This is a genomic window from Pseudomonas sp. ZT5P21 (assembly GCF_054897785.1).
The window spans coordinates 5,215,401-5,233,160 of the sequence record NZ_CM142705.1 but is presented as its reverse complement, the minus strand read 5'-3'; the positions used below and the strand labels follow the sequence as shown (position 1 = coordinate 5,233,160).

The 17,760-nt window shown below is 58.5% G+C and carries 14 protein-coding genes, 1 tRNA gene and 1 pseudogene; 5 read left to right on the top strand and 11 right to left on the bottom strand.

Translation table 11 applies throughout. The features are described 5' to 3' along the window. Nucleotides 1–9 precede the first annotated feature (9 nt). The 3 genes from ACYZT9_RS24410 to ACYZT9_RS24400 form a co-directional block, all read right to left on the bottom strand. Entirely contained in the window at nt 10–804 is a 795-nt protein-coding gene (locus tag ACYZT9_RS24410; RefSeq protein WP_462007754.1) for a carbon-nitrogen hydrolase family protein, read from the bottom strand. A gap of 12 nt (nt 805–816) precedes the next feature. Continuing rightward, on the bottom strand, nt 817–2,499 hold the full coding sequence (locus tag ACYZT9_RS24405; RefSeq protein ID WP_462007753.1) for a flavin monoamine oxidase family protein: 1,683 nt from the start codon (nt 2,497–2,499) through the stop codon (nt 817–819). 275 nt (nt 2,500–2,774) lie between these two features. Beyond that, on the bottom strand, nt 2,775–3,236 hold the full coding sequence (locus ACYZT9_RS24400; protein ID WP_462007752.1) for an Lrp/AsnC family transcriptional regulator: 462 nt from the start codon (nt 3,234–3,236) through the stop codon (nt 2,775–2,777). A 139-nt stretch (nt 3,237–3,375) separates the two neighbouring features. Between ACYZT9_RS24400 and ACYZT9_RS24395 the strand changes: the two genes are divergently transcribed. After that, on the top strand, nt 3,376–4,023 hold the full coding sequence (locus tag ACYZT9_RS24395; protein ID WP_462007751.1) for a peptidase M41: 648 nt from the start codon (nt 3,376–3,378) through the stop codon (nt 4,021–4,023). 67 nt (nt 4,024–4,090) lie between these two features. Here the strand turns inward: ACYZT9_RS24395 and ACYZT9_RS24390 are convergent. Then, nucleotides 4,091–4,192 (bottom strand): annotated as a pseudogene (locus ACYZT9_RS24390) (DUF3077 domain-containing protein); the annotation flags it as partial. A 516-nt stretch (nt 4,193–4,708) separates the two neighbouring features. Here ACYZT9_RS24390 and ACYZT9_RS24385 point away from each other — a divergent pair. Beyond that, nucleotides 4,709–5,014 (top strand): helix-turn-helix domain-containing protein, encoded by a 306-nt coding sequence (locus ACYZT9_RS24385; RefSeq protein WP_462007750.1) that lies wholly within the window; start codon nt 4,709–4,711, stop codon nt 5,012–5,014. Between the two features lie 78 nt (nt 5,015–5,092). On the opposite strand, the gene ACYZT9_RS24380 is transcribed toward ACYZT9_RS24385, so the two are convergent. The 5 genes from ACYZT9_RS24380 to rpsU form a co-directional block, all read right to left on the bottom strand. Then, a tRNA-Ile gene (locus ACYZT9_RS24380) sits at nt 5,093–5,169 on the bottom strand. A gap of 15 nt (nt 5,170–5,184) precedes the next feature. Further along, a complete protein-coding gene (locus tag ACYZT9_RS24375; protein WP_462007749.1) occupies nt 5,185–8,931 on the bottom strand; it encodes a bifunctional diguanylate cyclase/phosphodiesterase in 3,747 nt (1,248 codons plus the stop codon). Between the two features lie 125 nt (nt 8,932–9,056). Further along, nucleotides 9,057–10,904, bottom strand: a complete 1,848-nt coding sequence (gene rpoD, locus ACYZT9_RS24370) for an RNA polymerase sigma factor RpoD (protein ID WP_462007748.1) — start codon at nt 10,902–10,904, stop codon at nt 9,057–9,059. A gap of 67 nt (nt 10,905–10,971) precedes the next feature. Further along, entirely contained in the window at nt 10,972–12,951 is a 1,980-nt protein-coding gene (gene dnaG / locus ACYZT9_RS24365) for a DNA primase (RefSeq protein WP_462007747.1), read from the bottom strand. A 481-nt stretch (nt 12,952–13,432) separates the two neighbouring features. Next, nucleotides 13,433–13,648 (bottom strand): 30S ribosomal protein S21, encoded by a 216-nt coding sequence (gene rpsU / locus ACYZT9_RS24360; RefSeq protein ID WP_002551877.1) that lies wholly within the window; start codon nt 13,646–13,648, stop codon nt 13,433–13,435. Between the two features lie 199 nt (nt 13,649–13,847). Here rpsU and tsaD point away from each other — a divergent pair, with 199 nt between their 5' ends. Continuing rightward, nucleotides 13,848–14,873, top strand: a complete 1,026-nt coding sequence (gene tsaD / locus ACYZT9_RS24355) for a tRNA (adenosine(37)-N6)-threonylcarbamoyltransferase complex transferase subunit TsaD (RefSeq protein ID WP_462007746.1) — start codon at nt 13,848–13,850, stop codon at nt 14,871–14,873. Between the two features lie 23 nt (nt 14,874–14,896). On the opposite strand, the gene plsY is transcribed toward tsaD, so the two are convergent. Continuing rightward, nucleotides 14,897–15,466, bottom strand: a complete 570-nt coding sequence (plsY, locus tag ACYZT9_RS24350; protein WP_462007745.1) for a glycerol-3-phosphate 1-O-acyltransferase PlsY — start codon at nt 15,464–15,466, stop codon at nt 14,897–14,899. A 74-nt stretch (nt 15,467–15,540) separates the two neighbouring features. On the opposite strand from plsY, the gene folB reads away from it, so the two are divergent. Together folB and folK are read left to right on the top strand one after the other, a co-directional pair. Then, nucleotides 15,541–15,897, top strand: coding sequence for a dihydroneopterin aldolase (folB, locus tag ACYZT9_RS24345; RefSeq protein ID WP_462007744.1), 357 nt, complete (start codon nt 15,541–15,543; stop codon nt 15,895–15,897). After that, nucleotides 15,888–16,406, top strand: coding sequence for a 2-amino-4-hydroxy-6-hydroxymethyldihydropteridine diphosphokinase (gene folK / locus ACYZT9_RS24340; RefSeq protein ID WP_462007743.1), 519 nt, complete (start codon nt 15,888–15,890; stop codon nt 16,404–16,406). The genes folB and folK overlap by 10 nt, the downstream gene beginning before the upstream one ends. 107 nt (nt 16,407–16,513) lie before the next feature. On the opposite strand, the gene ACYZT9_RS24335 is transcribed toward folK, so the two are convergent. After that, nucleotides 16,514–17,743, bottom strand: a complete 1,230-nt coding sequence (locus tag ACYZT9_RS24335) for a multifunctional CCA addition/repair protein (RefSeq protein WP_462007742.1) — start codon at nt 17,741–17,743, stop codon at nt 16,514–16,516. Nucleotides 17,744–17,760 lie beyond the last annotated feature (17 nt).

The following is a 17,760-nucleotide window of genomic DNA, read 5'->3' as shown; positions in this document are numbered from 1 at the left end:
AACGATAGATCAGCGCTTGTTCAGCTCGCCGTAAAGCTCGGGGCGGCGATCGATAAAGTAGCGATTGGCAGCGCGGGAATCGACCATCAACTGACGATCCAGTTCACCGACAATCAACGCTTCATCCAGGCCGGCCTGGGCGATGCGGCTGCCATCCGGTGCGGCGATGCTGCTCTGGCCGCAGTAGTGGATTTCACCCTCGCTGCCGCAGTAATTGGCGTACGCCACGTAACACTGGTTTTCGAAAGCCCGGGCGCGGACGGTGACATCGGCGACGAAGTCGTAGGGAATCATGTTCGCTGTCGGCACCAGAATCAGCTCGGCGCCGGCCAAGGCCAGACGTCGCGCGTTTTCCGGAAACTCAACGTCATAGCAGATCAGAAAACCGAGTTTCCAGCCATTGAGCTCCACCAGCGGAAAATCATCATGCCCGGCGCTGAACATCGAATGATCAAGGTCGCCGTACAGATGAGTCTTTCGGTAGTTGCACAGGCGCTCGCCACTGGCGTCGATCAATTGCACGGCGTTGTATATCTGCCCGTCCTCAGTGCGCTCGGGGTAGCCATACAAAATGGCAATCCCCGCCGTCTTGGCAATGCGTGCGATCTGCTGCGCCGATTCACCGTTGTAGACCTCCGCCAGCACGCTCACGGCATCGACCCCAATGTTGTAGCCGGTCAGAAACATCTCCGGTAGCACCAGCAAATCGGCGCCTTTCGCCTCCAACGCCAGTTGATGCAGGCGTTGCAGATTGCCGGCGACGTCCAGGGGCAGCGGCGGACATTGATAAAGGGCTACGCGCATTCGGAATTCCTCTTACTCGGGCAGGGCGATCGGACCGATCTCGTTGAACACATCTCCTGGACCCGGGTTCTCGGCGTGAGTTTCACCGCCGAAGTGTTTCATGATGCCCCACACCGCATTGAGCGACGTCTGTACCGCACCTTCAACCCACGCCGGCGTCCATGAAACGTCGTCGCCGGCGATGAAAATCCCGCGCTGCTCGGCTGGCATGTCGGCTTGCATGAAGTGCGCGTACATGCGCTGGTTGTAGCGATAGTGACCTGGAAGGGCGCCTTTGAAAGCCCCGAGGAAATGCGGGTCGGCTTCCCACGACACGGTGATCGGATCACCAATGATCCGCGCGGCGATGTCCACTTTCGGGTAGATCTTTTTCAGCGCGTTCAACGCCAGTTCCACGCGTTTTTCCACCGGGTGCGGGAGCATCTTCAGCGCGTCGCTCATCCACGAATACGACAGGCAAATCACGCCCGGCTTGTCGTCGCCGTTGTCGAACAGGTAGGTGCCGCGGGTCAGGCGATCGGTGAGGGTCATGCTCATCAGATCGCGCCCGGTTTCCGGATCCTTGTCCTTCCAGAACGGGCGGTCGACCATCACGAAGGTTTTCGACGATTGCATATAGCGGGTGCGGTCGAGGGCCATCCACATTTTTTGCGAGAACAGGGTTTCATCGCATTCGATCTGGGTAGTCAGCAGCCAGCTCTGGCAGGTGGTCAATACGGCGGCGTATTCGCGAGTGTCGCCGTTGTTATCGGTGACCGCAAAACGGCCGTCCGGAGCGTGAGCGATTTTCTTGACCCCGGAGCGCGGAGCGCCTCTGTGCAGCGACTTGAGGCTGGTGCCTTCGGGCCAGTGCACGCAACGTTCCGGCACATGGCGCCAGATGCCTTGCGGCACTTGTTCGACGCCGCCAACGACCAGGTGTTGGTGATCGTCGCAGTTGGTCATCACCACGCGGAAGATTTCGAGCATTGAGTTCGGGAAGTCCGAGTCCCAGCCGCCGGTGCCGAAGCCGACCTGACCGAACACTTCGCGGTGATGGAACGAGAGCTTGGCGAATGCCTCGGAAGTGGCGACGAAGTCGTAGAAGGTGCGGTCGTCCCACAGCGGAACCAACGTGTTCCAGAGCTCTTTGAGGCGCGGCACGTCACGGTCGCGGATCGCTTGCTGGATATCGGAGAACTGCGAGCCGGCCTCCAGTGCGTCCGCCCAGGCGTCAGCCACTTCCTGGAACAGTGCAGGAAGATCCGCCAGTTTCTGTGCGTAATGGGTTTTGCCTTCCAGGTCGATCACGGTGCTGCCAGAGGCAGGTGTCAGCGGGTTGGGGAAGGGTTTGGTCTCGAGACCGAGCTTGTCGACATAGTGGTAGAACGCCGTGGACGATACCGGGAAGCGCATGCCACCCAGTTCGGCGACGATGCCATCGGTCCCGTTGAACGCCTGCGAGCGCAGACGGCCGCCCAGTTTGGAGGCTTCGTAAACGACGGGCTTGAGGCCCAGCTTCATCAATTCATACGCGGCCACCAAGCCGGCGATGCCCGCGCCAACGATCGCCACTTCGGCCCCGTGGTTGTGCGCCGGAATACTGCCCAGACCTGCCGGGTGTTCGATCCAGTCATCGAAGCCGAATGGAAAGTCCGGGCCGAAAATGGTGACTGGTTTTTTACCGTCTGCAGGATGGCGATTGTTCTTGTTCATGGTTGACCTTGCTGGCGACCGGACGCGGGATGCGCGTCTGAGTATAGGAAAAGATGGCAGCCATTCTAGAGAGCGTAGAACACGTTAATAAGACGCAATGTGTCGTCGTTTTGCTAATTAATTGATCAGAATGACGATCTATAGATACACACTGTTAACTGTGGGAGCGGCGGTGCGACGATTCGACTTGCTCGCGAAAGCGGTGTGTCAGTCACCTCATTTTTCAATGGCACACCGCTTTCGCGAGCAAGCCCGCTCACACATTACGATCGTGTTTAAACCGGCTGGCCGCGATCGATCTTGCTACTCAAGATGATCGAAGTGGTCGTCTTCTCCACCCCATCCACACTGCCAATCTGATCCAGCAACTGGTCCAACTGCTCCGGCGAATCAGTTCTCAGCCACGCCACATAATCAAATTCGCCACTGACCGCACACAACTGCTGCACCTGTGCCATCGCCCCCAACCGCCGCAACACTTCCTTGCCGGAACGTGGCTGCACCGTGATCCCGACGTAAGCCTGCAATCCGCCGTCCACGACCCGTTGACCCAAACGCACGCCGTAACCGGTGATGACTCTGGCCTTTTCCAGCCGTGCTAACCGCGAAGTCACAGTGGTGCGAGCAATGCCCAGTTGCCGGGCGAGCATGGCCACGCTTTCGCGAGCATTGATCTGCAGGGCTGCGATTAACTGGCGGTCGATTTCGTCAAGAACGGGCGGGCGGATTTCAGGCAAGGTTGGCTCCAGCGGGACAGATCAATGGTTCAATATGTTACAGGCACATCCTGCACAGTGGATGCTTGATCTAGGCTCAGTACCGTTAATGTGGGGCTGAGAACTGGCAGGCAAAGTCTAGGAATCGGGGGGCGATGAAATGACGACGAACATGCCGACCGTTGTGCGCGACCGTGCGGTGCAGATTGCCCATCACGAAATGGGTCACTACGTAGTGGCTCGCGCGTTGGGGTTCGAAACCGGTGGCGTCACCTTGTCCGTGACCATGGACTTGCGGCATCAAGGGGGGGCTTCCATCACATTGGCGCGGCCCATTCATTCGCTGGAAGCGTTGAAGACACACTTGGAGAATCGGATGATTGTCCTCTTGGCTGGCGCTATGGCGCAGACATTACCGCCAACACGTTCGTCCGGCAAACGCGTCGATAAGACGAAAGCCATTGCCGTCCTGAAAGGAGCGTTAGGGGCCGAGCAGGATTACGCGAAAGTCAAAGAGTTACAGAACTTGCTGCGCAATATCACTTGTCCCGATACGGATCCCGCGTCGGCCGAGCTTGTTACTGCTGAGCTGAAAGCGATTACTGATCGCGTGTGGGATCGGACTCAAAAACTCGTTGAGGATCTGGCCGATACGATCTCCGAACTGGCTTTGGCGCTGGTCGGCCGTATGTTCATCGTGGAACAGTGGGGGAGAGCGGCGGATACGTATGAGGTCGTTTGTACACGTGAGATGCTTGAGCGGTTGCCGCTGCTGCGGGGTATTCCAGTGTTGAGTCCTCGGGCATAAATAGCTCACGGCCGCCATATTTTGAAAGCCCCGAGTTCTCCGGTCTCATTCCACGGCTTTTCCGCCGCTACTCGTTCGAAGCGGTCTGATGACGCTCCCTGTTCAGCACTTTCGCCACATCGTCGATCACAGCTTTGCTCATCGCCGTCAGGTAATGCGCGGTCCAGGCGAGGAAACCGGCACGTCCGAAGACGTCCCGCGCACAGCCGCCATAAACCAGGAGTGCAGGCTATAAAGCGTCAATCCTGAAGCGGGCTGTTGCGATTAATTTCGACGGGTTTCCAAGCCCGATCGCTGAATGGTCAGCGACGTCACGAGACTATCTCGTCGAAGAAAAGCGCAGCAAGGCATCAAAGTGCGCAAGACGCACGATTCGGAGTTTGCCTACAAGGTCTGCGGGCGTCATCCGATATTCCAACACCAGTAGTAAACAAAGCAGGCTCGGCGAGCGATTTTACAGTCAATGAGGCGTATGGGGCCTACCTCGCTGTACTTCTCTTCAGCGATTGAAGAGAAGCTCAACGGGCTGCAGAAATCATTGTTAACAACTCATTGGCATTCGTGGTGGTCAGCAAATCTCGAACGATGATAAAACCGGCCGTGGTCGTTGGTATCTGGAGCATATGCCGCTGGCCGAACGGTTGTACGACGAGCATTTGGAAACAATGAAGAAAGGGCTATGAGAATGGCTAAAAAATTCGCTGATTTGATCGCACGGCGCTCTCCTGAGTTTCAAGAGAGTGTCGACGCGCTGGTTCGAAAACTGCGAGCGGAAATGCCGTTGCACGAGATGCGCCAGGCTCAGGCATTGAGCCAGGAAACGCTGGCCAAGACGCTGCATGTCAATCAGGCGGCGATTTCTCGGATGGAGCGACGCTCCGATATGTACATCAGCACATTGCGAACCTACATACGCGCAATGGGTGGTGAGCTGGAAATCATCGCGACCTTTCCTGAGGGACAGGTAAAGATCGAAAACTTTGCGAACTGAGCGACTCAAAAATCAGTGCTACAAAAAACCAGCCACTCAGACACGAAAAAGCCGCGCATTCAGCGCGGCTTTCTTGTTTGGTGGGCCCACACGGACTTGAACCGTGGACCAAAGGATTATGAGTCCTCTGCTCTAACCAACTGAGCTATAGGCCCTCAGTAGGTCGCGGATTATAGCGACGGTTTCTCTGCTGTGCTATCCGAAAAATCCGATACGGCCATACGAAGAAACGTCGCGGCGAATTCATCTGCCGGCAAGGGCAGGCTGACGATGTAGCCCTGAATCTGTTCGCAGCCTTCTTCGGCGAGAAATTGTTGCTGCGCCAAGGTTTCAACGCCTTCGGCAATCACCGTGAATTGCATGCTGCGGCCCAGCGCGATGATCGCGCGAACAATGGCCGCGTCATGGGGATCATCAGGCAGGCCGCGGACGAAAGACTGGTCAATCTTGAGAATATCCAGCGGCAGACGTTTGAGGTAACTCAGGGAAGAGTAGCCAGTGCCGAAGTCATCGATGGCCAGTTGTACGCCCAGGTGTTTGAGTTGATGCAGCACTGCCAGCGCTTCTTCGGCCTGACTCATGATGAAGTTTTCGGTAATTTCCAGTTGCAATAATCCGGGCTGAAGACCGTTGTCCTTGAGCAGTTGTTCGATCCGGCCGAGCAGGTTGGGCTGGCGCAGTTGCGCGCCGGCGAGGTTGACCGACAATGGGCCGAGGCATTCATAAGTCAGGCTCCATTCGTACATCTGCCGGCACGCGGTCTCGAGCACCCAGTCGCCGATTTGCAAAATCATCCCGTTCTCTTCGGCCAAGGGAATGAAATGCTCGGGCGGCACGGTACCAAAGGTCGGGTGATGCCAGCGGATGAGGGCTTCAGCTCCCACCAGGCGGTTGTCCTCCAGGCTGATTTTCGGCTGGTAGTGCAGCAACAGTTCATTACGCTCGATGGCGCGGCGCAGTTCATGTTCCAGTGCGACCCTCTCGCTGGCCTGCGCGGTCAAGTCGCGGGTATAGCTTTCGACCCGGTTGCGCCCCTTGGCCTTGGAGCGGTACATCGCCGCGTCGGCGTTCTTGACCAGTGTGGCGACGTCACAGCCGTCCTTGGGGTACAGGCTGGTGCCAATGCTGGCGCTGATGAAGAACTCGTGCTCGCCGGCCTGGAACGGTGCGGAGAAGCAGTTGAGCAGCTTGGTGGCAATGTTGTCGGCATCGCTGGACTGTTGCAGGCCCGGCAACAGGATGATGAATTCGTCACCGCCCAGGCGTGCAACGGTGTCGATGTCGCGCAACTGCTCCTTGAGGCGCACGGCGATGCCCTTGAGCAGCAGGTCGCCGACGGGGTGGCCAAGGCTGTCGTTGATGTGTTTGAAGCGGTCGAGATCGAGGAACAACACCGCGCCCTGGCCACCGTTTTCCTGCTGGCTGTTGAGTGCGGACAGCAGTCGGCTCTCGAACAGCGTGCGGTTTGGCAAGCCAGTCAGCGGGTCGTGGTGCGCCTGGTAGTCGAGTTTGGCCTGCGCGTGCTTAAGGCTGGAAATATCCGCGAATACGGCGACAAAGTGGGTGATGAACTTGTCGCGGTTGCGCACGGCGCTGATGGTCAGCCAGCTCGGATAGAGTTCTCCGTTTTTGCGCCGGTTGGAAATCTCGCCCTGCCAATGCCCTTCTGCCGTCAGTTGATGCCACATGGCCGCGTAGAAAGCGCTGTCGTGGAGGCCCGAGGCGAGCAGGCGAGGGGTGTGGCCCAGTGCTTCGCTTTCGCTATAGCCGGTAATTTCAGTAAAGGCGCGATTGACTGCGCTGATGTGCTGCTGGGTGTCGGTGATCAACACGCCCTCGGCAGTACTCTCGAACACGGTCGCCGCCTGTTGCAGTTTTTCCTGCATCAAGTGGCGTTCTGTGATGTCTCTGGCGATGGTCAGCATGCAGTCTTCATCGCCGATCGGCAGCGGACGGCTCGACACCTCGCAGAGGCGGATCTGCCCGTCGCTGCGGCGGATATGGCAACTGAAGTCGCGGACGAAACCGTCGCGTTGCAGCAGATCGAGCATCTGTTTGCGTTCATTGAGATTGACCCAGATCCCCAACTCCAATGCCGAGCGGTCTACGGACATTGCACTGTTGAAACCGGTAATGCGGCTGAAACCCTCGTTGACTTCCAGCAGCAAACCGTCGCTCTGCCGGGACAGCAACAAACCGTCGGGCGAAGCATGGAAGGCCTTTGCGAATTTTTCTTCGGAGGTTTGCAGCTGTTGCTGGGTTTCCTTGAGTTGACTGATATCCCGCACGACCACCACCAACGCCGGGGTAGTGTCGAGGTCGAAGGGTTCGGCGGAGATCAGGCCGGTAAATACCTGGCCATTGTTGCGGCGAAAGGGCATCTCCAGGTTACGGATGCTGCCGGCCTGCAAACGCTGCAGCAAGCCCGGCCCGACGCCGGGGATGCCCCAGATGTTCAGGTCAGTGGCTGTCTGGCCGATGACGTCTTCTGCCTTGAGCCCGATCTGTTCTTCGAATGCTTCGTTGACCTCCAGCAGACAGCCGTCAGAGAGTCGCGCGATGACCAGGATGTCCGGGCATTGCTGGAATACCGAGGCGAACTTCTGTTCCGACAGGCGCAACGCCTCTTCGGTGCGCTTGGCCTCGCTGATATCGATCATCAGGCCACGCATCACCGGTTCATGACCGTGCTCGATCAGACTGACGATATCGCGCACCCATATGCAGCGTCCATCGGCGGTGATTACCCGGTAATCGAGGCTGTGATCGCGCCCGGCGAGGACTTCGTGATCGCAGAATGTCTGGGCACGGGTCAGGTCGGCGGGATGGATGATGTTGCGCCAGAAGCCGGGAATCAGCCAATGGGCCAGGGGGTAGCCAAGCAATTCTTCGGCGTGGGGCGACACGTAGCTGTAGGTGAAATCGGTGATCCGCGCTTCCCAGGCAATCGCCGACAGACTCTCCACCAGCCCGCGGTAATGGTATTCGCTGCTGCGCAGTTCCTGTTCCAGGTCGATGCGGCGGGCAATTTCCGAGCTCAGACGGCGGTTGATTCGAATGACGACCGCCAGCACCGTGATCAGTAGCAGCAATCCCGGCAGGCCGTATATGAGCAGATCGGACCAGAACGTTCGATGATCGAGAACGTTACCGACCCAATGTTCCTGGATGGCGCTGATTTCCGCCGGAGTCATGTCCGCCAGGACTTTGTCCAAAATGCCGACCAGGATCTTCTTGTCCCGAGGCACGCCCATGGCCAATTGATAGCGATAGGGCGTCTCACCGCTGACATACAGTCCGTCGAGTTTGAGCTGACGCAGGCTCCAGACGCTAGAGGCGAGGTCGCCGACCACCGCGTCCACTTCATCGGTCGCCAGTGCCTGCAAGGCTGAGCTGACGTTGGGCAACCCCACCAGATTCAGGTCGGGATGTTGGGTACGCAGCAATTCATGGGGCGCATAATTTTCCACCACAGCGATTTTGAGGCCGTACAAGTCTTCGATATTGCGCGGTTGAGCGCCGCCGACGTGGGCAAGAATGACAATTGGAAAGTCCAGATAAGGGCGCGTAAACGACAGGTAATTCTGGCGTTCCGGGGTCGACATGATGCCCGGTAACAAGTCCAGTTTGGCTTGTTTGGCCTGTTCGAGCACAACCGTCCAGCTTACGGGTTCGATGGGCGTGAGCTTGATGGCCAGGCGTTGACGGATCAGGTCGATGTAGTCTGCCGCAAGGCCCTGGTAGCGGCCCTGGTCATCGCGAAACTCGAAGGGTGGCCATGACGCATCGACTCCCAGGCGCAAGTCCGGGTGTGCCGCCAGCCAGCTACGTTCTTCGTCGGTCAGAGTCAGCGCGCCAGCCGTTGCGGTCCAGGTCATCAGCGACAGCAAAAAAAGCACGGTCGGCAGTCTGGGCATAACGGTCTCGTTATGGCTCGGGGGAATGTTTCGAGTGTAGACGGGCTAATCGGCGCGGGAGGGAAGTGCGGGGGATTTAATCCGCATAAAGCAAAACCCCCCGGCCTGGGCCGGGGGTTTTGTGATCACTCGTCGAGGAAAGAGCGCAAATGCTCGCTTCTCGTCGGGTGGCGCAGCTTGCGCAGCGCCTTGGCTTCGATCTGACGAATCCGTTCACGGGTCACGTCGAACTGCTTACCAACCTCCTCGAGGGTGTGGTCGGTATTCATGTCGATACCGAAGCGCATGCGCAGAACCTTGGCTTCACGGGCAGTGAGGCCGGACAGGACTTCGCGAGTCGCTTCTTTAAGGCTCTCAACGGTAGCAACATCGATTGGCGACTGCATGGTCGAGTCTTCGATGAAGTCACCCAGATGGGAGTCTTCGTCATCACCGATCGGAGTTTCCATGGAGATCGGCTCTTTAGCGATCTTCAATACCTTGCGGATCTTGTCCTCAGGCATTTCCATGCGTTCGCCCAGCTCTTCCGGGGTCGGTTCACGGCCCATTTCCTGCAACATCTGCCGGGAAATACGGTTGAGCTTGTTGATCGTCTCGATCATGTGCACCGGAATACGGATGGTGCGGGCCTGGTCGGCGATCGAGCGAGTGATCGCCTGACGGATCCACCAGGTGGCATAAGTCGAGAATTTGTAGCCGCGACGGTATTCAAACTTGTCTACCGCTTTCATCAGACCGATGTTGCCTTCCTGGATCAGATCGAGGAACTGCAGGCCACGGTTGGTGTACTTCTTGGCGATGGAGATCACCAGACGCAAGTTCGCTTCAACCATCTCTTTCTTCGCGCGGCGGGCCTTTGCCTCACCGATCGACATGCGACGGTTGATGTCCTTGATCTCGGCGATCGTCAAACCGGTTTCGGTTTCCAGCGCGGTGAGCTTCTGCTGGCAACGAACAATGTCCGGCTGCAGGCGACCAATGGCTTCAGCGTATTTGCTTTTGCCTTTGGCCAGCGCGTCGGTCCAGCTTTCGTCGACTTCATTGCCCGGGAACTGGCGCAGGAAATCGGCACGCGGCATCCGGGCATCACGAACGCACAGCTGCATGATCGCGCGCTCTTGCTGACGCAGACGATCCAGGGCACTGCGAACACGCTCGACCAGGCCTTCGAATTGCTTCGGCACCAGTTTGATCGGCATGAACAGCTCAGCCAGGACCAACAGTTCGGCGATTGCCAGCTTGTTGCCACGACCGTGCTTTTTCAGCGCCTTGCGGGTGATTTCCATCTGATCGGAGACAGCGCCAAAACGCTGTGCTGCGATGACCGGATCCGGACCGCTTTCGGCTTCTTCTTCGTCATCCGTTGCTTCGGCGTCATCGTCGTCGGTGTCGTCGTCCGCTTTCACGGCTTTCGGATCGACGGGCGGCGGCACTTCTGCAGCAGGCGGCGCAATGCCGTCGTCCGGGTCGATATAACCGCTCAGGACGTCGGACAGGCGGCCACCTTCGGTGGTGACGCGAGTGTACTCGGAGAGAATATGGTCAACCGTGCCAGGGAAGTGCGCAATTGCGCCCATCACTTCGCGGATGCCCTCTTCAATACGTTTGGCGATTTCGATTTCGCCTTCACGTGTGAGGAGCTCTACCGTACCCATTTCACGCATGTACATGCGCACTGGGTCGGTGGTGCGACCAATGTCGGTCTCGACCGCTGCCAACGCTGCTGCTGCCTCTTCGGCCGCGGCTTCGTCGGTATCGGCGTCGGCCAGCATAAGGGAATCCTTATCTGGCGCAACCTCGAATACGTTGATCCCCATGTCATTGATCATGCGGATGATGTCTTCCACCTGTTCCGGATCTGAAATATCCTCCGGCAGGTGGTCGTTGACCTCCGCGTAAGTCAGGTAGCCCTGCTCACGACCAAGTGTGATCAACTCTTTGATACGAGACTGCTGTTGCGCTTTTCCGGACATAACACCCTATCCACTGAAGGTCTTGGCGGGCAAAAAACAAGCCGAGGATTATACCTGAGCTATGACCTCACGCGCCAGTTGAGGTCGGGTTTGGTACAGCCTTATTGCGATTTAATAGGTCGCGCATCTGATTTGCGATCTGATTTGCTTCCTCTGGGGTCAATCCAGGCTGCCTTGCTTTCCTGATAAGTGCTTCCAGGCTATCGGTCTGTTGACCGGTTGATAGCCTAGTAATGGTGTCTAAAAACTGTTGTTCAAGGTTGCCGCCTTCAATCAGCCACTCCTTTTCCGCCAAAGCTTTGAGAAGACGCCCCTGCTCTGTCCCGTGCCAGCGGGCCATCAACTGAATTGAGTTTAGCCTAGGATTTTTTTGCACAGCCTCGATCAGGGCTACCAGCAGTTGCGCGTAGGTGTTGCTCTCATTCGCGAAGTGATCGGCGGTTTCCACCTTGCCAGCCAGTTCCGGGTGATGAATGAGCGTGCGAAGCGCGATTAGAGTTGGGGCTTCCACGGCAATCGGTGTGCGGGGAGCGCTCTGTGGATCACGACCACCGCCTCGTTTGCCATTCTTGTCCCAGGGTTTCTTGTCCCATTTCTTGCCGCCGGCGCCGGGTTTCTTCGGCGTCCATTCCTGCTGCGGCACGTACATCTCTTGTGCCTGCGGCTGATGGTAGTCGCTGTAATCCGGCATGGCGTCGTAATCGACGCCCGGATCGTAGGCCGGTGGCGCTTCCTGCGGCGCACTTTGCACCAGTTGGCTCACGGCTTCACCGCTGAGTCCGGTGATTTCGGTCAGGCGCTGGCGCATCAGGATGCGCAGGTTCGCCCCCGGGACTTTGTCGATCAGCGGTGCGGCGAGGGTGGCCATGTGGGCCTTGCCTTCAAGCGAGCGCGGATCGGATTCCTCGGTCAGTTGCTGGAAGAAATAATCCGCCAGCGGTTGCGCATGCTGGTTGATTCGCGCGCGGAAAGCGTCTGTGCCTTCAGAGCGGACCAGCGTATCCGGGTCCTCGCCCTCTGGGAGGAACAGGAAGCGGGCCCGACGCCCGTCTTGCAGGCAAGGCAGAGTGGCTTCCAGCGCTCGCCACGCGGCGTTACGGCCGGCCTGGTCGCCGTCAAAGCAGAACAGCACGTTGGGCACGACGCGAAACAGTCGTTTCAAGTGTTCTTCGCTGGTGGCGGTGCCCAGCGTGGCGACGGCATTGCGCAGGCCTTGCTGGGCGAGGGCGATGACGTCCATGTAGCCTTCGACGACGATGATTTCGTCGAGGTTGCGGTTGTTCTTGCGTGCTTCATAAAGGCCGTAGAGTTCCTGGCCCTTATGGAATACCGGGGTTTCCGGTGAGTTGAGGTATTTCGGTTTGTCGTCGCCCAATACCCGGCCACCAAAAGCGATGATGCGTCCGCGGCTGTCGCGGATTGGAAACATCACACGATCGCGGAATCGGTCATAGCGTTTGCCTGTTTCGGCGTTTTCGATCAGCAAGCCGGCATCGACCATGGCTTTCTGCTGCAGGGCGTCGCTGCTCAAGTGTTTGAACAGATTGTCCCAGCCGGGTGGGGCGAAACCGAGGCCGAAATCCCGGGCAATCTCGCCGGTCAGCCCGCGCCCCTTCAAGTAGTCCACTGCGGCTTTGCGCGACGGATGGCTTTTCAATGCCTGGCGGTAAAAGTCGGCAGCGGCAGTGAGCAGCGGGTATAGCGGCGAATCGGTTGGTTGTCGCGGTTTGTGCGGCCGGCCACTTTCTTCGCGGGGGATTTCCATACCGGCGGCTTTGGCCAGTTCTTCGACAGCCTGGATGAAGTCCAGATTGTCGTGGTCCATCATGAAGCCGAGAGCGTTTCCGCCAGCGCCGCAGCCAAAGCAGTAATAGAACTGCTTGTCGGGGCTGACGCTGAAGGAGGGGGTTTTCTCTTTGTGAAACGGGCAGCAGGCCGTGTAGTTCTTGCCGGCCTTTTTCAGTTGCAGGCGCGAGCTGACCACATCGACGATGTCGGTGCGGTTCAGAAGGTCGTCAATGAAGCTCTGGGGAATTAGCCCGGCCATGGCGTTCTCGTCATCTGCGCTGAAATTGACCCAAAACGAAGGGCGGCCAAACGCGGGTCGTTGTTTGAGGCGCGCAAAATGTGCGGCTCGACCAGTGTCGTCTGCGTAATCGCTGTCGGGAAGTGTATCTGCCGAAAATCCACTGACGTTAATACCAATCAGTATTCGACTATTTGAAAGTGTTTCGCTGAATCCGCTGTGGCCAGTCGAAGGCCCCGGATAGCTCATAAGCGGGCACGCAAGAAGGTGCCTTGGGCTGATCGTCGTGAGAGGAATCAGTGGGTGTGCTCGTCAGTAGCCTTGGAAGGCTCGTCAGAAAAGACGTGCACCGCTGGCAAAAGAGCCAGGTCTGACGCTGTGAAGCAGGTTTGTCTAGGTCGCGTGTGCGGCTTTGACGGTGAAGCATCAAGCGTTTTCCGCAAATGCCATTAGCCCGGCTGAGGGCCGGGCTTGGCAGAAGCTTGCTACGATCGTCTGTGTATTAGTACAGACGAACGGCGCGGCGCTGTTCGCGCTGAACTTTCTTGGCGTGACGCTTAACAGCGGCTGCTGCTTTGCGCTTACGCTCAGAAGTTGGCTTCTCGTAAAATTCGCGGCTACGAACTTCAGCCAGTACACCGGCTTTTTCGCAGGAGCGCTTGAAACGACGCAGAGCTACGTCGAAGGGTTCGTTCTCTTTTACTTTGACGGCTGGCATCCAGAGCTACCTTCATTCATTACCGGGGTCAACATCCTCGCGGCAAAAGAGCACTTGAAGACGTCGGTTTTTAAGGGTTGCGGATGTTAACCCCTCATCGCTCGGAATGCAAAGCCTCTGATCGAAAACCGCTAGTCGGGGCATCGCATGGCGACTATTATGCGCGCCTTCGAATTCAGCCTAAACAAGGCGCAAACCCATGCTAGTACTGGGATTAGAAACCTCCTGCGACGAAACCGGTGTCGCCTTATACGACAGTGAACGTGGCCTGCTGGCCGACGCGCTGTTCAGCCAGATCGACCTGCACCGCGCCTATGGCGGTGTGGTGCCGGAGCTGGCCTCGCGTGATCACGTCAAACGCATGCTGCCCTTGATTCGTCAGGTGTTGGCCGAGGCCGGTTGTGTGCCGACCGAGATAGATGCGATCGCTTACACCGCGGGCCCCGGGCTGGTGGGGGCGCTGCTGGTCGGCGCTTCCTGCGCTCAGGCGCTGGCCTTTGCCTGGGGCATTCCGGCCCTTGGCGTGCATCACATGGAAGGCCACTTGCTGGCGCCGATGCTGGAGTCGAAACCACCAGAATTCCCGTTCGTCGCTTTGTTGGTGTCCGGCGGTCATACGCAGCTGGTTCAGGTCGACGGGATCGGCCAATACACGCTCCTGGGTGAGACACTGGACGATGCTGCCGGTGAAGCGTTCGACAAGACGGCGAAGATGATGGGACTGAATTATCCGGGCGGTCCGGAAATCGCTCGTCTGGCGGAGCAGGGCGTTGCAGGACGTTTCACTTTCCCGCGTCCGATGTGTGATCGACCGGGCCTGGCTTTCAGCTTCAGCGGTCTAAAGACATTTGCCCTGAACACCTGGCAGCAGAGCGTCAGCGCAGGGGACGACAGCGAGCAAGCCCGTTGCGACATCGCGCTGGCGTTCCAACAGGCCGTGGTGGAGACTTTGACTATCAAGTGCAAGCGTGCCCTGAAACAGGCGGGCATGAAGCGTCTGGTGATCGCTGGCGGCGTCAGCGCGAACAAGGCGTTGCGGTCTTCGTTGGAGAAAATGCTCGGCGACCTGAAAGGCGATGTGTTTTATGCCCGACCGGAGTTCTGCACCGATAATGGCGCGATGATCGCGTTCGCCGGCTGCCAGCGACTGCAGGCCGGACAGCGTGAAAGCCTGGCGATCAGCGTGCAGGCGCGCTGGCCGATGGAGCAATTGTCGGGGCTGTGATGAGCGGCGCTCACGTCCGGTATTTAAAAATGCCGTTCGCGCCCGGCAAACAGGTCGCGTAGATTGCCGCGATGACGCCAGACGATCAGCCCCGTGAGCGCGCTCATGGGCAGCAACGCCGCCGGTTCTTGCCAGGCCAGGAGCGGCAGGGTCAGCGGTGTGGCGATCAGGGCGGCGAGTGAGCTGGTGCGGGTCAGGAAGAACGTCAACAGCCACGCGCAGACCGCCAGCAGGGCCGCCGGCGGGTAAAGGCCCAGCAACATTCCAGCGGCGGTGGCAACACCCTTGCCGCCGCGAAAGCGAAAGTACAGAGGGAACAGGTGACCGATGACGGCGCAAACGCCAATCCAGGCCTGTTCTTGCAGCGAAAGGCCCGCAACGCCGGCGATCAGCACCGGCAGCAGGCCTTTGCAGAGGTCGCCGACCAAGGTCAGGATGGCGAGTTTCTTGCCGGCCAGGCGCAACATGTTGGTGGCGCCGGCATTGCCCGAGCCACTCATTCGCGGATCGGGGTTACCGGTCAGGCGGCTGAGCAAAATGGCGAAGGACAGAGAGCCGAGCAGGTAGGCGAAGGTCGCCAGTAACCAAAACATGCTAACTATTCCGGGCGAGGACGCCCTGATTCTAACGGCGCATTGCGCCCTTGTCGTGCAGCGGAGAAAAGTGCTTGGACAGAGTGTTTATCGAGGGCCTGGAAGTCGACACTGTCATCGGTGCCTACGACTGGGAGCGAGGCATCCGACAGTGTCTGCGTCTTGATCTGAGCTTCGCCTGGGATAATCGCCCGGCCGCCGCCGGTGACGACCTGACCCTGGCGCTCGATTACGCGAGCGTTTCGTCACGCATCCAGGCCTTTGCCGAACAGGCGCAGTTTCAACTGGTCGAGACTTTTGCCGAACGTCTGGTTGAAGTGCTGATGAGCGAATTCAACATCTCCTGGATGCGCCTCAAACTGACCAAGCCAGGCGCCGTCCCGGCGGCCACCGGTGGTGTGGGCGTGGAGATCGAGCGCGGATGTCGCTGACTCAGGTTTACCTCGGGCTCGGGAGCAATATCGAGCGCGAAACCCATTTGCAGGCTGGCCTGGAAGCCCTGGCGGGTTTTCTGGTGGATATACGCTGCTCGGCGGTGTTCGAAAGCCAGCCTGTGGGGATCAAAAGCGGGCCGTTCTTCAATTTCGTGGTCTCGGGGTGCACCGATTTATCACTGATGGAACTGGACCGCCGGCTGAAATTTATCGAAGCGGACAATGGTCGCTATGCCCCGGATCGCAAGGGTTTGCCGCTGGATATCGACGTGCTGCTGTTCGGTGATCTGGTGGGTAACTTTGATGGTTTGATTCTGCCGCGTGCCGAGATTCTGAAAAATGCCTTCGTTTTGTGGCCACTGTCGCTGATTGCGCCTGATCGTGTGCATCCGGGTGTGGGCAAGAGCTTTGCGACGTTGTGGGCCGAATCGCAGATTGATCAGGTGTTGGCGCCAGTGGCGTTTGAGTGGCGCGGCGAACCGCTGACTCCCTCGAATTTGCTGTGAGGCGGATGACGTCTTCGCGAGCAAGCCCGCTCCCACATTTTGATCCGCGTCTTACACCAATCAAACGGGGGAGCGGGCTTGTTCCGGGCGGCGATCCGACGAAGCTTTTAGGCAGACGCCGCCTCTTTGTAGGCCTTTAACGCTTTCAGCCGTACACGCGTGATCGCCTCACCCAACTCCGGCCCCTTGAATCCCTTCTCCAGCAACGGCTGAACCGGCACGCTGCGCGCCGCAATCGCCGCCCCGCGCAAATAATCCGCCTGTGGATAACTTCTCTGCTCCAACCCTTTGCGCCCCCGCGCATCCATTTCACACGCCGCAATAAACTCCTCGAATCGCTGCGGTCGACGGTAAACATCGAAACTCTGCAGCAACTCCAGCAAAGTCGAAGGCTTGAGCTCCAGAGCGCGATGACCATGGGTGTGATACCGGCCCACCAACAGCGCCAATTCCTGGCAGTCCTTCGGCGCCTTGAAGCGTTCATTGACCGCTTTGATCAGCTTCAGGCCCTTGTGTTCGTGGGCAATGTGCCGGGGCCATTCTGCTTCCGGGGTCAGTCCTTTGCCCAAGTCGTGCAGCAGGCAGGCCCAGCGCACAGTCAGCGGTTGCTTGTGCAGTGCGGCTTGTTCGAGCACGCTCAAGGTATGCGCGCCCGTGTCGACTTCCGGGTGGTGAGCTTCAGGTTGCGGGACGCCGAATAATGCATCGACTTCCGGCATCAACACCTTCAGCGCGTCGCTGTCGCGCAGCACCTGAATGAAAACCTGTGGCTGATCTTCCATCAGTGCACGGGAAATTTCTTTCCAGCTACGTTCCGCCGTTAGCGCTTCGAGTTCTCCTGACTCGCTGAGCTCACGCATCAGTTCCAGCGTTTCAGGTGCAACGGTAAAGCCGAGTTCGGCATATCGTGCGGCAAAGCGCGCTACACGCAGAACACGGAGTGGATCTTCGGCGAACGCAGGGGAAACGTGACGAAGCAAGCGAGCCTGGAGATCACGTTGGCCATGGTAGGGGTCGGTCAGGTTCTGCTGATCGTCTTCGGCCATGGCGTTGATCGTCAGGTCACGACGGATCAGGTCTTCTTCGAGCGTCACTTCGGGACTGGCGTGAAAGGTGAAGCCGCCATAGCCACGTCCGCTTTTGCGTTCGGTCCGGGCAAGGGCGTATTCCTCACCGCTTTTGGGATGAAGAAACACGGGGAAATCCGTGCCCACCGGGCGAAAGCCCTTGGCGAGCATTTCTTCGGTGGTGGCCCCGACCACCACCCAGTCGATATCGGTAACAGGCTTGCCCAGCAGTCGATCACGAACCGCGCCGCCGACTTTATAAATCTGCATAAAAAATCTCCGTTAGC

What these genes read in the sequence shown, in the direction of transcription:
- ACYZT9_RS24410 (WP_462007754.1), bottom strand. Translation starts at nt 804, where the DNA reads ATGCGCGTAGCCCTTTATCAATGTCCGCCGCTGCCCCTGGACGTCGCC.
- ACYZT9_RS24405 (WP_462007753.1), bottom strand. Translation starts at nt 2,499, where the DNA reads ATGAACAAGAACAATCGCCATCCTGCAGACGGTAAAAAACCAGTCACC.
- ACYZT9_RS24395 (WP_462007751.1), top strand. Translation starts at nt 3,376, where the DNA reads ATGACGACGAACATGCCGACCGTTGTGCGCGACCGTGCGGTGCAGATT.
- ACYZT9_RS24385 (WP_462007750.1), top strand. Translation starts at nt 4,709, where the DNA reads ATGGCTAAAAAATTCGCTGATTTGATCGCACGGCGCTCTCCTGAGTTT.
- ACYZT9_RS24375 (WP_462007749.1), bottom strand. Translation starts at nt 8,931, where the DNA reads ATGCCCAGACTGCCGACCGTGCTTTTTTTGCTGTCGCTGATGACCTGG.
- rpoD (WP_462007748.1), bottom strand. Translation starts at nt 10,904, where the DNA reads ATGTCCGGAAAAGCGCAACAGCAGTCTCGTATCAAAGAGTTGATCACA.
- dnaG (WP_462007747.1), bottom strand. Translation starts at nt 12,951, where the DNA reads ATGGCCGGGCTAATTCCCCAGAGCTTCATTGACGACCTTCTGAACCGC.
- rpsU (WP_002551877.1), bottom strand. Translation starts at nt 13,648, where the DNA reads ATGCCAGCCGTCAAAGTAAAAGAGAACGAACCCTTCGACGTAGCTCTG.
- tsaD (WP_462007746.1), top strand. Translation starts at nt 13,848, where the DNA reads ATGCTAGTACTGGGATTAGAAACCTCCTGCGACGAAACCGGTGTCGCC.
- plsY (WP_462007745.1), bottom strand. Translation starts at nt 15,466, where the DNA reads ATGTTTTGGTTACTGGCGACCTTCGCCTACCTGCTCGGCTCTCTGTCC.
- folK (WP_462007743.1), top strand. Translation starts at nt 15,888, where the DNA reads ATGTCGCTGACTCAGGTTTACCTCGGGCTCGGGAGCAATATCGAGCGC.
- ACYZT9_RS24335 (WP_462007742.1), bottom strand. Translation starts at nt 17,743, where the DNA reads ATGCAGATTTATAAAGTCGGCGGCGCGGTTCGTGATCGACTGCTGGGC.